The sequence below is a fragment of the Marinobacter sediminum genome (assembly GCF_023657445.1).
Classification (GTDB): Bacteria; Pseudomonadota; Gammaproteobacteria; order Pseudomonadales; family Oleiphilaceae; genus Marinobacter; species Marinobacter sediminum_A.
The window spans coordinates 67310-81547 of the sequence record NZ_JAGTWY010000001.1 but is presented as its reverse complement, the minus strand read 5'-3'; the positions used below and the strand labels follow the sequence as shown (position 1 = coordinate 81547).

The window sequence follows — 14238 nt, the reverse complement described above, 5'->3', positions numbered from 1 at the left end:
ATTTATCAGCGTATTCCCCAAACTATCAGCCTGCTTTAGAGTTCACACCCTATATTTCCCGAAATTGGCAACAAAGTTCACGAAACGGCCTTCTCGGCAAAGGCCGCTGACGTTGATCGCCCCGGCCGCAAATATCGTCCAAATCCCGCGTTCCGCAGTGCCAGATCCACACAACTCTTGATCACATGCGGCGAATCCAGCAGCAGGACATCCTCCAGGAGCTGCACGGCCCACTCACGACTGACGCTGCGAATCACGGACTTCACTTTCGGCAGGCTTGCTGCGTTCATGGACAGGGAGTCGTACCCCATGGCCATCAAAAGCAAGGCGCCTCCGGGATCTCCTGCCAGCTCGCCACAGATACCCACAGGCTTACCAACCACATGGGCGTCCTGCGCGATTCGGACAAGGGCTTGCAGCACTGCCGGGTGGTAGGAGTGGTAGAGCTGCGCCACACGCGGGTTGTTGCGATCAACCGCAAGCAAGTATTGGGTGAGGTCGTTCGACCCCACCGAGAGGAAATCGACGCGATCCGCAAGTTCACGAATCTGGTAGACTGCGGCCGGGATTTCTACCATCACGCCCACCTTGGGCATGTGGATATCGTATCCCTCTTCCCGAACCTCATGGTAAACGCGGTAGATCAGGTGCAGTGATTCCTCGACTTCCGAGATGTTGCTGATCATCGGCAGCATGATCTGAAGGTTATTCAGGCCTTCACTGGCCTTGAGCATGGCCCGCACCTGAACCAGAAAGATTTCCGGGTGATCCAGAGTCACACGGATACCACGCCAGCCCAGGAAAGGGTTTTCTTCCTGAATAGGAAAATAGGACAGGGACTTGTCCCCGCCAATGTCCAGCGTCCGCATGGTGACCGGACTCGGAGCAAAAGCCTCCAGTTGCTCCCGGTAATATTCCCGCTGCTCCTGCTCCGATGGGAAGCGCTCCTTGATCATGAACGGCACTTCAGTCCGATAAAGACCAATGCCTTCAGCGCCATGGGACAGAGAGCGAACCACATCGGTCATCAGCCCCGTGTTCACCAGCAATGACACCCGGTGCCCATCGGTGGTTTCACAGGGCTTGTCCTTTAATACCTCAAGGCCGCGGAAGAGTTCGTCTTCCTCGTCGCAGATGGCCTGATAGAAAGTGCGCAGATCGTCGGATGGCGAGGCAAAAATCTGGCCTTCAAAACCATCGACAATCAGCTCTTTGCCATCCAGCTGGTTGACCGGGATATCCACCAGCCCCATGACCGTCGGAACCCCCATGGCGCGCGCAAGAATGGCAACATGCGAGTTGCTGGATCCCTTTACGGAAACCAGACCAACAAGCTGGCCCTTGGGGACTTCCCCCAGCATGGCGGGCGTCAACTCCTCACTAACCAGAACGGTGCGTTCCGGGTATGCCACATGCTTCTGCTCACCTTCCTGAAGATGAGACAACAGCCGGCGGCCCAGATCACGAATATCCACAGCTCGCTCTTGCAGGTAATGATCATCCATCATTTCGAAGTGACGGATGTATTGCTGGACCACCTGCTTCAGAGAGCCCTGCGCCCAGACCCCCTCCCGGATCTTGTTGGCAACCTCCCCGGGCAAAGCATCATCACCGAGCATCCTCAGGTATACGTCAAAAAGTGCCTGTTCTTCTGGTCGAAGCTGGGAGGCCAGCCGCTTTGCAACGCGCTCAATGTCCTCCCTTACTGCTTTTACGGCGGCGCGGAACAAAGCCAGTTCCTGGTCAATGTCTTCCGTCTTTTTTTCTGGCACGACATCCAGATCGGCCGCAGGGTAAACCACAACGCCAGCACCAATGGCCACGCCAGGAGCGCCAGGAACACCACTGAAGCTGACATCCCTGGCCTCTTCTCCGGTCAGCGACAAACCACTGATGGCCCCGGTCGCCTCACTGTGGGCGATAACACCCGCCAACTGCGCCGACACGGTAACCAGAAATGCTTCCTCGCCCTCGTCAAAACAGCGGGAACTCTCGCGTTGCTGGACCACGAGGACACCAAGCACCCGGCGATGGTGGATGATGGGAACACCCAGAAAGGACCGGAAGCGCTCTTCACCGGTTTCCGGAAAGTAGCGATACCTCGGGTGGGCAGGCGCATCTTCGAGATTAATGGGCTCTTCACGGGAACCCACAAGACCAATAAGCCCCTCAGAATAACCTAGGCTCACTTGTCCTACGGCTTTACGGTAGAGGCCTTCAGTGGCCATCAGGATGTAGCGATTCGTGGCAGGATCCAGCAGGTAGACGGAACAAACCTCAGTTCCCATAGCCTTCTGCACCCGCGATACGATGATATCCAGCGCCTCCTGCAAATCGCGGGCGCTGTTTACCTCTTGTACAAGACTTCGCAGTATGCTCAGCATGGCTGAATCAGTCCGTCATTTCTGGTGTTCCTTTAAACGCCGGTTCTGCTCGCTACGGTGCCACTGTTCCATGTTGTAGAACAGTCGCGGGGCGAGTTCTCTCAGCGCACGTCGATACACTTCACGCTTGAAGGAGACAACCTGGCCCAACGGATACCAGTAGCTTACCCACTGCCAGCCGTCGAACTCCGGTGAATCGGTACCGTCCACGCAAACCTGCGCGTCCGGCGATAACATCCTCAGCAGGAACCATTTCTGTTTTTGGCCCACACAAACGGGGTGCGAGTTATGGCGTACCATCCTCCGCGGAAGCCGGTACCTTAGCCAGCCCCGGGTACAGCTGATGATTTCCACATCACTGCCCTCCAGACCAACTTCCTCTCCAAGCTCCCGGTACAGTGCCTCCTCTGGTGATTCGTTGTGTTTGATACCACCTTGCGGGAACTGCCAGGAGTCCTGCCCTATTCGCCTTGCCCACAGGACCTCTCCCCTGTGGTTGGCCAGAATGATTCCGACGTTGGGTCTGAAACCGTCTGAATCGATCACGGCACAGTCCTCTCAAGAGTCGGCAGACCGGCACAAAAATTCACCGGTCGGAATTGTCCAAGTTGCTATCATTCTTACAGAATCCCAAGGGTTCGGCAAACGGAGCCGCAATGCACATGTCATGGTAGACTGTCGCCTTTGGCGCAAGCCCTGCAATCACCGGAGGTAACAGCTTGACCCTAGCGATTTTCGATCTCGACAACACTCTTCTGGCCGGCGATAGCGACCATGCCTGGGGCGAATTCCTTGTAGAAGAGGGTATTGTGGATGCCGAGGAATACCGTAAGGCCAACGACCGGTTTTACCATGAATACCTGAATGGCGAGCTGGACATCCTGCACTACCTCGGCTTTGCGCTTGAGCCTCTGGCAAGCCACAACATGGATCAGCTGCTGGACTGGCGTAATACTTTCATGGACAAGAAGGTCCGACCAATGATGCTCAGCAAGGCTGCCGAACTGCTGGACCGCCATCGCGACCAGGGCCACACCCTGATGATCATTACAGCCACCAACCGGTTCGTGACCGAGCCGATTGCTGAAGCACTGGGCATTGAGCACCTGATTGCAACCGAGCCGGAGCTGGTAAATGGCCGCTATACCGGAGAAGTTGCCGGTATACCCAGCTTTCAGGATGGCAAAGTCGAGCGATTAAACGCCTGGCTGGAAGCGCACGGCAAGAATCTGGACGGAGCCTGGTTTTACAGCGACTCCCACAACGACGTTCCCTTGCTGAAGGTGGTAAGCAATCCCGTTGCCGTAGACCCGGACCCCACACTGGAAGCACTGGCTCGGGATCAGGGTTGGCAGATCCTGTCCTTGCGGGATTGACCAGAATTTGACCAGATTTTTTCAGAAGAAGCTGGTCAGGGACCGTACAAAGCAGGATTTGATGTAATCAGTTTCCGGAATGCCCGGAATTACCGGGTGGTCCGGGGCCTGATGCCCCTGCTCCAGCAGCTGCACGAAGCGATCAATCTTGCGACCACTACCGCGTATAATATCGGTCAGCTTTTCCTGAGAAAGATGCATGGAGCAGGATGCTGATACCAGAATCCCGTCCCGCTCGAGCAAGCGCAAACCCAACTGATTGAGCCGAGCGTATGCCTGCTCTCCTGCCTTCTGATCTCGGCGGCGGGGAATCAGCGCCGGCGGATCCAGCACGACAATGTCGAATTTCTCTTTCTCGTCACAGAGTGCTTTCAAGGCTTCGAAGGCATCCCCTTCCAGGGTTTCCACGTTATCAAGACCGTTCAATCCGGCATTGTGATGCACCGAGTCGATCGCTGACGAAGAGCTGTCCACACAGGTTACATGAGTCGCACCGGCACAGGCGGCCTGAATTCCCCACCCTCCGACATAACTGAAAACGTCGAGGACCCGCTTGCCCGGTGCATAGGCCTGCAACCGCTGACGATTCATTCTGTGATCGTAAAACCAGCCGGTCTTCTGGCCGCCTTCCAGCGGCACCTCAAAACACACCCCGTTTTCTTCAATCCTCAGCAGAGACGTTTCAGGACCATGCGCCTGCTCCACGTATGTGTCCAGCCCCTCAACCTTTCGCATCTTGCCATCGTTTTTCAGAACAATCGCTACCGGATGCACCAGACGCTGAACGGCCCGCACGATCGCATCTTTCAACAACTCCATGCCCGCCGTTGAAATCTGCACTACCACTGTATCGTCAAAGCGATCAATAACCAGCCCGGAAAGGCCATCACTGTCCCCAAAAACCCAGCGGTAAAAAGGTTTGTCGAAAAGACTTTTGCGCAGAGCCAGCGCCGTTTCCAGGCGTTCGGTCAAACGTTTTGGTGTCATGCCATGACTGGCATCGCGACTGATCAGACGACCACAAATCAGGGCCTGCGGATTAACGAAAACCGTTCCCAACGACTTGTCGTTGGACGCTCTCAGCTCAGCCTGAGCACCGGCTTCAAAGTCGCTCAGCGGCGAACGGCGGGTATCCACCTCATTGCTGTAAACCCACAGGTGACCCGCCCGGAGCCGGCGCTCGGCACCTTTGCGAAGATATAAAACCGGAAAATTCATAACGACCACCTGACAGAAACAAAAACGGGGGCGAGGATTATACATAACCCTGAAACAACAACACGGAATAACGGGAGCCGCCGGGCCGGCGGCTCTTGCACCTATTCGCAGAGATTACCCCTCGGCAGCGACATGCTCCGAGTAGGCCGTAGCATCCATCAGACCATCCAGCTCGCCCTGATCAACCAGCTTTACCTTGAACAACCAGCCATCTCCGTATGGATCTTCATTGACCTTTTCCGGCTCATCCTCAAGGGCCTCATTCACCGCAACAACCTCACCGGTGACCGGGCTGAAAACATCTGAAGCTGACTTGACCGACTCCGCCACTCCAGCCTCTTCGCCCCCGTTCACCGTAACACCCAGATCCGGCACACCAATATAAACCACATCACCCAGCTGCTCCTGGGCAAAATCGGTGATACCGACAGTTGCCGTGCCGTCACCGGAAACACGGACCCACTGGTGAGTTTCAATGTATTTGAGATCTGCGGGTATGTTGCTCATGGTCGGATTCCCTGATTGGATTTTTCGCGCAGTTTACCGCAAGAGCCGAATGCCAGCGAGCTTCAGGCACCATAGTCATGATCGAATTCAGATCATCCACTCCCCTGCCCCCTGCGCTTGAGGGAATGCTCGAAGCAGCCAGGCAACTTCGGGGAAGGCTCAGTAGCCTGTGCTGTCCTGGTCCAGCTCGAACTCGAAGTTCGTGGCCCGGTGTACGTCAGTCTTGAAGTTGCCGCCAGCGCTGAGCTCGAACCAACGATAGCCCGGAGGTACAGCCTCAACAGAGAACTGGCTGGATCCAGAGGTAAACTGGATGCAGGTAGAGGGGGTCGCCAAAAGGCTGACGCCGTGCCTTTCCAGATCATGCTCCTGATGAATATGTCCCCAAAGCACCATTCTTACCTGTGGGAATCGATCCACAACCTCCCAGAACGCGTCCCGGTTCCTGAGGCCGATTTTCCCCATCCAGTCAGAACCAATGTCGACCGGGTGATGGTGGAGGGTCACCAGAGTGGGAATGTCAGGATTCTCTCTAAGCGTGCTCTCAAGAAAGTCCAGCTCGGATTGGGCCAGCTCGCCATAGACTTTGCCGGCTACTGAAGAGTCCAGCAGGATAAACTGCCAACCACCCTGAACGATGTGGCGCCGATCTGCCTGATAATCCGCCGCTACTTCACGCAACGTTCCGGCATCATCATGATTGCCTGCGAGCCAGGCCGACCCACAAGCAAACGCCTTCAGGCTATCGCCAAAAACTCTATAGGCCGTTTCCGAGCTGTCCTGCGCCAGATCACCGGTCGCCAGAATGAGATCCGGCTGACCGTGCACTTGCAGAACTTCTTCAATGACGGCATTCAGACTGTCCCGGGTATTGACCCCCAGCAACTCACCGCTGGCATTGGCCATCAAGTGGGGATCTGTCAGTTGCAGCACCCGGAATGGCCGGGATTCATCCTTTGTGGTCATGGCGCTCTTGGTCAAAATCGGCCTACGTCGCTTGAACTAGGGGTAAGTGTACGACGACAGCTCCTGAATTTATCACTTTGCAATGGAACCGGGATCACATTCTGACCATGCCCTGGCGACAGTTTGCAATTTTTGACAACTATGGCACACAGGTCGCGCCAAGCCAGCCCAATCTCGTCCTGCTTTCAACATGAAGAGAAGATTCAGTCGACACCTTCTCCAGCCGACCAGGCTGCATGCTCCATAGGCAAATGGCCAAAGCGCAGACAGTAATCGAGCCAATCGGCCAGAAAACCATTCACCTGGACCTTTTCATCAGGGTGGTGCATGAAACGATTGGGGTAGTCGTTTACGGGAGCAATCTGCCTATCCCGATAGCAGCTGATAACCTCCGCCAATCCCGCATCATGATAAACGCGCACGGTCATCTGCGGATTGTTCAGCCAGCGTCCGGAATTATGCACCTGCTCGAGCAACAGGGTTTCCGTGAATTTTGCCGTCTGCAGAACCTTTATCCGGACCCGCCCCAGGTACTGGTTTTCGCGATGGAGCTCAAACTCACAGATAGGTCTGCCATCCACTTCCAACTGACGCAGCTTGTTCAGACGCTGATAATTACCATCACACAAAGCGCCCAGCTGCCTGAGATTCGGCACATAACGCTTTGGCTTCATGCTCCACTCTGTCATTACTTCGCCTCCTTCCGAAGCCTTGAACGGTTCAGTTCAAGCCATTGAAGCGCGATGATAGCGGCCGCATTGTTGATCCGGCCATCGTGGATCATGGCAATGGCCTCGTCGGCGCCGACCACATGGGCACGAATGTCCTCATGCTCGTGTTCGACACCGAACAGGCCACCCGCGGATTCAGTGCTGATCAGGCCACAGAACAGGTGAATCATTTCTGTGCTGCCGCCCGGAGAGACCAGGTAGTCGCAGATCTTGTCCAGCTCACTGAATGTCAGGCCGGCCTCCTCCTGCCCTTCGCGCTGGGCGACTTCTTCAGGCGTTTCGCCGTCCTCGTTCATGCCCGCGACCAGCTCCAGCAGCCAGGGCGACTGTTCACGCCCGAGGGCTCCCAGCCGGAACTGCTCCAGCAGCACGACTTCATCCCGCGCAGGGTCGTAGGGAAGTACGCAGGTAGCGTCCCCGCGGATAAACAGTTCTCGCGTGAAAACAGGCATTTCCCGGCCATCAAAACGCGGGTGGGTCAGCCATAGCTTGTCCATACGGAAGAAGCCCTGGAAGACGGTTTCGCGTTTTTCGACTTTGACGTCGCTGGCCTGAAACTGGAACGGTTTGGTCATCATACATCCGACTTCTGAATCGACTTTGAACGATAGCCGGTGGCTGACTCTTATTGCAAGCCCCTTGATCCAGGCTCTGGTGCAAGGCCAGTGTTGGGGGCGGCTTTCCAAAACACGCTCCTTGCGGCACGTCCATGTGACGCTTGAGCTCCGCCATCCATGGCTCCGCACAGTTTTGGAAAGCCGCCCCAACACTGGCCCCATAATTTCCAGAAAGCCGTAGTCTTAAGCGAAACATACAGAGAAAGTCCTCGAACCATTCAGCTATTTTCTCAGCGATATTGCCGAGTTCAGATAGAGCCGGGCTGGTGAGCCTGGTCAGAAACGTGCGGAGCCAGGGATGGCGGAGCCCGAGACGCACAGGGACGTCTCGAGTCGCTTTCTGAGCGGGCTCACCAGCCCGGCTCACGCACAAACCTGTCAGGCCAAGTGTCAGACCTCAGACCTTATCGTAGAGCTTACTGCCGGATTCCACGAATTCGCGAGACTTCTCCTGCATCCCGGCGTCAACCGCCGAAACCTCGTCCAGGCCATGCTCCCTGGCATAATCCCTGACTTCCTGGGAAATCTGCATGGAACAGAATTTCGGACCGCACATGGAGCAGAAGTGCGCCACCTTGGCAGAATCCTTGGGCAGGGTTTCGTCGTGATAAGAACGCGCGGTATCCGGATCAAGCCCCAGGTTGAACTGGTCTTCCCAGCGAAACTCAAAACGGGCCTTGGAGAGTGCGTTGTCCCGAATCTGGGCTCCGGGGTGTCCCTTGGCAAGGTCAGCGGCGTGGGCGGCAATTTTGTAAGTGATGATGCCGGTTTTCACATCGTCCTTGTTGGGCAGCCCAAGGTGCTCTTTGGGCGTAACGTAGCAGAGCATTGCGCAGCCATACCAACCGATCATCGCGGCGCCAATGCCCGAGGTAATGTGGTCGTACCCGGGAGCAATGTCGGTGATCAACGGGCCAAGGGTATAGAACGGCGCCTCATCACAGCACTCAAGCTGCTTGTCCATGTTTTCCTTCACCAGATGCATGGGCACATGGCCGGGGCCTTCGATCATCACCTGCACGTCATGTTTCCAGGCAATTTTTGTAAGCTCGCCTAACGTCTCCAGCTCACCAAACTGGGCAGCGTCGTTGGCATCGGCAATTGAGCCCGGACGCAGTCCGTCGCCCAGACTGAAAGAAACATCGTAGGCTTGCATGATTTCGCAGATGTCTTCGAAGTGCTCGTAGAGAAAGCTTTCCTTGTGGTGAGCCAGGCACCACTTTGCCATGATTGAGCCACCGCGAGACACAATCCCTGTGGTCCGCCGGGCGGTCAGAGGCACATGGTGAAGGCGCACACCGGCATGAATGGTGAAGTAGTCAACGCCCTGTTCTGCCTGCTCAATCAGAGTATCGCGGAAGACTTCCCAGGTCAGGTCCTCAGCCACACCGCCAACTTTTTCCAGGGCCTGATAGATGGGCACCGTGCCAATAGGGACCGGGGAATTGCGGATAATCCACTCCCGCGTTTCGTGTATGTTCTTGCCAGTGGACAAGTCCATAATGGTATCCGCGCCCCAGCGAATTCCCCAGGTCAGCTTCTCCACTTCTTCCTCTATCGATGAGCTCACCGCGGAATTACCGATGTTGCCATTAATCTTCACCAGGAAGTTACGCCCGATAATCATCGGCTCGGATTCAGGGTGGTTAATGTTTGCCGGGATGATGGCACGACCTCGCGCCACTTCATCACGGACAAACTCCGGCGTAATCTCTTCCGGCAGGCTGGCGCCGAAGGCCTGTCCGGGATGCTGGTCTTTAAGCAGCCCCTTATCACGGGCTTCCTGAAGTTTCAGGTTTTCCCGAATGGCAATGTATTCCATTTCCGGCGTGACAATACCCTTGCGCGCATAGTGCATCTGACTGACATTTTTACCCGGTTGCGCCCGCAGGGGTTTGCGCTCGTCCATGAATCTCAGTGTATCCAGCTGAGGATCTTTCATCCGGCGAAGAGTAAATTCCGACGTGTAAGCGGGTAACTGCTCCACGTCGTCGCGCTCGAAGATCCATGGGGTACGGATCGGTTCGAGCCCCTTGCGGAGGTCAACGGCTGCTTCAGGGTCGGTGTAGGGGCCAGAGGTGTCGTAGACCATAACTGCCGGGTTCTGCTCTCCCCCCAGCTCTGTGGGCGTATCGCTGACGGTTATTTCCCGCATGGGTACGCGCAAGTCGACACGACTGCCTTGCACGTATACCTTTCGGGAATTTGGCAGGGATGTAACTGCTGCGGAATCTACCTGGGCGGAATCACTGAGGTAGGAAGGTAGCTCTGTCATCATTCGCTCCCGGGACTTCTGTTGGATGTCGGGTCGCGTATGACGGAGCTGCGGACACAGCTTCCCCTTCGTACCGGGAAAAGTCTGCCTCTGAGCGATGTGGTCTCAATCCCTACGCCGGTATTATCCGGATCAGGTCGCGGGTTCTGCATTGCAATCTCAGCCGGCCGCCCTCATTCAAAGTAAGGCAGGCCAGCACCCCGTCAAGACGCGAAACTGTTTTGTGTAACACCTACAATCGGTGTTGTTTGCAAGTGTAGAGCTGCCAACCATTATTGTCCATAATGGCCAACCATAGCCTTTCGATTGCACTGCTCATCACAGCTTTTGTGGTTCTGCAGCCAAAACAGCGTTTCAGAGCGGGACGCATATGCGCACAGGTATTCAGGAGAAACGATGAAGAAACGACTGCTTTCCGGACTTGTTGGCCTATTGGCGGCCCAGCCTGCCCTTTCCATGGATCTGGTAGAGACCTATGAGAAAGCACTCTCCTACGACTCTGGCATTGCTGCCGCCCAGGCCAGCTTCGAAGCTCAAAAGGCCGCGAGCGACGTCAGTAAGAGCGCCTTGCTGCCGCAGATTGGCGCGTTTGGCGAGACGAACCACACCGATGTGGACGGTCCAAACCAGGACAACAGTTACCGTGAACTGAACTATGGCATTCAGTTGACCCAGCCACTGTTTCAGGCGGATGCGTGGTTCCGGTATGACGCGAGCCAGTTCCAGACAGATTCGGCACGCGCCCAGTACAACCTCGCGCAACAGCAACTGATGTTGGACGTTGCCACCGCCTACTTCAACGTACTCCGCGCCAGGGACACAGTGACGACAACATTGGCGGCTGAAGCTGCAATTCAGCGCCAGTATGAACAGGCACAGGAGCGTTTTGATGTAGGCCTGATTGCGATTACTGAGGTTTATGAGGCCCGCGCAAGCTACGATGACACCCGAAGCCGGCGCATCGTCGCTGAAAATCAGCTGAACATTGCGCGGGAACAGGTAGCCCGGCTAACCGGAGAATTCGCGGAGGACCTCGAAAACCTGCGTCAGAACTTCCCTCTCGGTCGGCCGGATCCGATGAACCCTTCCGCCTGGGAGACGACCGCACTGGAGCAGAACTGGTCGATTCGTTCGGCTATGTACGACCTGAACGCCAGTGAAGCTAACCTGAAGGTTGCCAAGTCCGGCCACTACCCGACGGTCGACCTGACGGCTTCCTATGGCAAGTCTGACATCAGCGGCATTGAAGACCCTAACGCCATCCAGACACAGAGGGATGGCACCACAACCCAGGGCGTCATTGGGCTAACGCTGAACGTACCGATTTATACCGGTGGGGGCACCCAGGCCGGCGTTCGCCAGCAGCGTTCACAGGTGACGGTTGCGGAGCAGTCATTGAATACCGTGCGCAGAGATGTCCGCGTGAACACGCGCAGCCTGTTCCTGACAGTGAACAACAATATTGAAACCGCGTCAGCACTGGGGCAGACGATTATTTCCCGCCGCAGCGCACTGGACGCGACCCGCGCGGGATATGAAGTGGGTACCCGCAATATTGTAGAGGTTCTGGATGCCGAACGTGCCTATTATGTCGCACTTCGAGACTATGCCAATGCCCGTTACGACTACGTGATCAACACGCTTCAGCTGAAGCAGGCGGCCGGAACCCTTAGCCCCCAGGACCTGATCAGTCTCAATAACTGGCTGAGTGAGACGGCGCCCGGAATAGAGGCCCTGGCGAACGAAGAAAAAATGCTGGAAGTTCCGGCCCAATAAATGCTGAAGGCGGACGAACCGTTTCGTCCGCCTTCAGATCCGCTCAATAATTCCGTCCACGACCTTGTCCAGCGCTCCGCGGTTTTTGTCGACCACAGACAGCGCTCGCCGTCCGATTGCCTTTCGCGCCTCTTCGTCACTGAAAAGATGGATGATATGCGCTGCCAATTCGTCCACATTGGTAACGAGTTTGACCCCAGCATCATCCAGCAGACACTGATAAATGGTTTCAAAATTAAAAACGTGGGGCCCTGAGAACACCGGAATTCCCCATGCGGCAGGTTCAAGAGGATTATGCCCTCCGCGTCTGATCAGTGAGCCGCCCACAAAAGCCATGTTACTCACACCATAAAGCATCATCAGCTCACCCATGGTGTCCCCCAGATACACCTGGGCGGTGCCGGGAGCATCACCGGTTGACCGGCGAACGAATGAGAGCCCGGCCTTGCCAATTTTATCTGCTACCGCCTCAAACCGATCCGGATGACGCGGCACAATAATCAGCAAGGCCTCGGGGTGCGCTTCCAGAACCCTCTGGTGGGCCGCCAGCAACTGCACATCCTCACCTTCGTGGGTACTGCCCGCTATCCAGACCGGGCGTTTGGACAGCCTGTTTCTGAGCGCGCCGGACTCTTCACGGACATCGTCTGGAATATCCACGTCAAACTTCACACTGCCCGTTACCGCAACTTTGGCTGCAGCTACACCGATCCGACGGAAACGCTCGGCGTCCCTTTCAGCCTGCGCGGCAACCCAGCCGATACTGCGCATGATCGGCGAAGCCAGACTCCTGATGCGCTCATAACCCCGGGCGGAGCGCTCAGAAAGACGGGCATTAATGAGAAAGACAGGCACGTTGCGGTTCCGGCACTGACGTATCATATTTGGCCAGATTTCCGTTTCCATGATTACGAGAATACGGGGGTCTACCCGATTCAGGAAACGACGAATGGAGCCGGGCGTGTCATAAGGCGCATAAGCATACTGGACCTGATCACCAAACATCTTGCGAGCCTGAGCGAGCCCCGTATCGGTCATGGCTGTCATCAGGATGGTAATGTCGGGATTCCGGCCGAGCAGCCGGCGAACCATGGGGCCGGCGGCAATCGTCTCGCCCACGGAGACGGCATGCACCCATACCACAGCCCCTTTTGCGCGGGGCACCAACCCGAGCCTCTGTCGCCAATTTCGACGAAGCTCAGGAGCCTCGCGACCGTTCCACCACAGTCGCAGCAAAATAAAGGGTAAAAGCAGCCGTATCAGCTGGGAATAGATAAATTGCAGCACACAGGACTCCCGGCAAAACAGTGCGGTATCATAGCGCAAAACCTGTTGATTTGCTTCCGGTTGATCCCTTAGTCACTCTACATGTGACGACCAGTATGACGAACACGCAGGACCCGTTTCCAGTGAAAAAGAAATACCGCAAACTAGCGAGAAATACCGATTATTCAGCCTACCGCCATCCTCGCTGGTGGCCCACATGGATGGGCATTTCCCTGATGTGGTGCATTGCACAACTCCCCATTCGCCTTCAGTGGTGGCTCGGGAAAATGGCTGGACTGCTGGCCTGGAAACTGGCAAAAAGCCGGCGCCACGTCACCGAAGTGAATATTCAACTTTGTTTTCCAGAACTTACGGCAGCTCAACAATACGCTCTGGTCCGAAAGGCGTTCATCGCCAATGGCATCGGCTTGCTGGAGCTGGGGATCGCATGGTTCCGGGATCCAGCCAAGCTGATCGGCATCACCAGGGTTCATGGCCTGGAGCATTTCGAGCAGGCACTATCCAATGGCAAAGGCGTTCTGCTTCTCGGAGGTCACTATAGTACGCTGGACCTCGGGGGCAGTCTGGTCACGGAATACATCAACTCAGATGTCATGCAACGGGATCACAATAATCCACTTGTGAATGCTGTTATGACAAGAGCGAGGGAAAGGCGCTACGGCACCGTACTTGGAGCCAGGGACCTGAGGGGATTATTCCGAAACCTGAAAAAGAACCACGCGGTCTGGTATGCCACGGACCAGGATTACGGTCGTAAAGATATCGTCTTCGCCCCGTTTTTTGGCGTCGAGGCCGGCACCATCACAGCGACCTCTCGCATCGCCGAGCGCAGCGGATGCAAGGTTGTGCCATTCAGCCACTTCCGGCGGGAAGATAGACCGGGCTATGACATCTATTTCCACCCTGCCCTCGAGAACTTCCCCAGCGGGGATGATCTCAAGGACGCGACGCTGCTCAATGGCATTATCGAACGGGAAATCCGGCGGGCACCGGACCAATACCTCTGGATGCACCGCCGTTTCAAAACCCGCCCGGATCCGAAAGCCCCGGGCTTTTACGGTAGCAAGTAAACCGGAAAGCCATTCAATACAGGGAGGCCGG

At 56.1% G+C, this 14238-nt stretch carries 12 protein-coding genes and 1 riboswitch; of the genes, 3 read left to right on the top strand and 9 right to left on the bottom strand.

From position 1 onward, the window contains the following. Positions 1-77 precede the first annotated feature (77 nt). Positions 78-2384, bottom strand: coding sequence for a phosphoenolpyruvate--protein phosphotransferase (ptsP, locus tag KFJ24_RS00430; RefSeq protein ID WP_250829114.1), 2307 nt, complete (start codon positions 2382-2384; stop codon positions 78-80). A gap of 15 nt (positions 2385-2399) precedes the next feature. Then, positions 2400-2930, bottom strand: coding sequence for an RNA pyrophosphohydrolase (locus KFJ24_RS00425; RefSeq protein WP_250829113.1), 531 nt, complete (start codon positions 2928-2930; stop codon positions 2400-2402). A 173-nt stretch (positions 2931-3103) separates the two neighbouring features. Here KFJ24_RS00425 and KFJ24_RS00420 point away from each other — a divergent pair, with 173 nt between their 5' ends. Further along, positions 3104-3760 (top strand): HAD family hydrolase, encoded by a 657-nt coding sequence (locus KFJ24_RS00420; RefSeq protein WP_250829112.1) that lies wholly within the window; start codon positions 3104-3106, stop codon positions 3758-3760. A gap of 21 nt (positions 3761-3781) precedes the next feature. Here the strand turns inward: KFJ24_RS00420 and KFJ24_RS00415 are convergent, their stop codons facing one another. The 6 genes from KFJ24_RS00415 to thiC all read right to left on the bottom strand — a co-directional run bounded on the left by KFJ24_RS00415 (position 3782) and on the right by thiC (position 10074). Next, positions 3782-4978 (bottom strand): class I SAM-dependent rRNA methyltransferase, encoded by a 1197-nt coding sequence (locus KFJ24_RS00415; RefSeq protein ID WP_250829111.1) that lies wholly within the window; start codon positions 4976-4978, stop codon positions 3782-3784. Positions 4979-5092: 114 nt separating this feature from the next. Beyond that, entirely contained in the window at positions 5093-5485 is a 393-nt protein-coding gene (gene gcvH, locus KFJ24_RS00410; protein WP_250829110.1) for a glycine cleavage system protein GcvH, read from the bottom strand. Positions 5486-5644: 159 nt separating this feature from the next. Then, a complete protein-coding gene (cpdA, locus tag KFJ24_RS00405; RefSeq protein ID WP_250829109.1) occupies positions 5645-6451 on the bottom strand; it encodes a 3',5'-cyclic-AMP phosphodiesterase in 807 nt (268 codons plus the stop codon). 203 nt (positions 6452-6654) lie between these two features. After that, the gene (locus KFJ24_RS00400) at positions 6655-7140 is read right to left on the bottom strand and encodes a DUF1249 domain-containing protein (protein WP_250829108.1); all 486 of its coding nucleotides are present in this window, start codon (positions 7138-7140) and stop codon (positions 6655-6657) included. Further along, positions 7140-7757 (bottom strand): NUDIX domain-containing protein, encoded by a 618-nt coding sequence (locus KFJ24_RS00395; RefSeq protein ID WP_250832522.1) that lies wholly within the window; start codon positions 7755-7757, stop codon positions 7140-7142. The genes KFJ24_RS00400 and KFJ24_RS00395 overlap by 1 nt, the downstream gene beginning before the upstream one ends. A 439-nt stretch (positions 7758-8196) precedes the next feature. Continuing rightward, entirely contained in the window at positions 8197-10074 is a 1878-nt protein-coding gene (gene thiC / locus KFJ24_RS00390) for a phosphomethylpyrimidine synthase ThiC (RefSeq protein ID WP_250829107.1), read from the bottom strand. Between the two features lie 92 nt (positions 10075-10166). Further along, positions 10167-10287, bottom strand: a riboswitch (TPP riboswitch). A gap of 183 nt (positions 10288-10470) precedes the next feature. On the opposite strand from thiC, the gene KFJ24_RS00385 reads away from it, so the two are divergent. After that, on the top strand, positions 10471-11850 hold the full coding sequence (locus KFJ24_RS00385; RefSeq protein WP_250829106.1) for a TolC family outer membrane protein: 1380 nt from the start codon (positions 10471-10473) through the stop codon (positions 11848-11850). A 33-nt stretch (positions 11851-11883) separates the two neighbouring features. On the opposite strand, the gene waaA is transcribed toward KFJ24_RS00385, so the two are convergent. Continuing rightward, positions 11884-13137 (bottom strand): lipid IV(A) 3-deoxy-D-manno-octulosonic acid transferase, encoded by a 1254-nt coding sequence (gene waaA, locus KFJ24_RS00380; protein ID WP_250829105.1) that lies wholly within the window; start codon positions 13135-13137, stop codon positions 11884-11886. Positions 13138-13259: 122 nt separating this feature from the next. Between waaA and lpxL the strand changes: the two genes are divergently transcribed. Continuing rightward, entirely contained in the window at positions 13260-14207 is a 948-nt protein-coding gene (lpxL, locus tag KFJ24_RS00375) for an LpxL/LpxP family Kdo(2)-lipid IV(A) lauroyl/palmitoleoyl acyltransferase (protein ID WP_250829104.1), read from the top strand. The last annotated feature ends 31 nt before the right edge of the window (positions 14208-14238 follow it).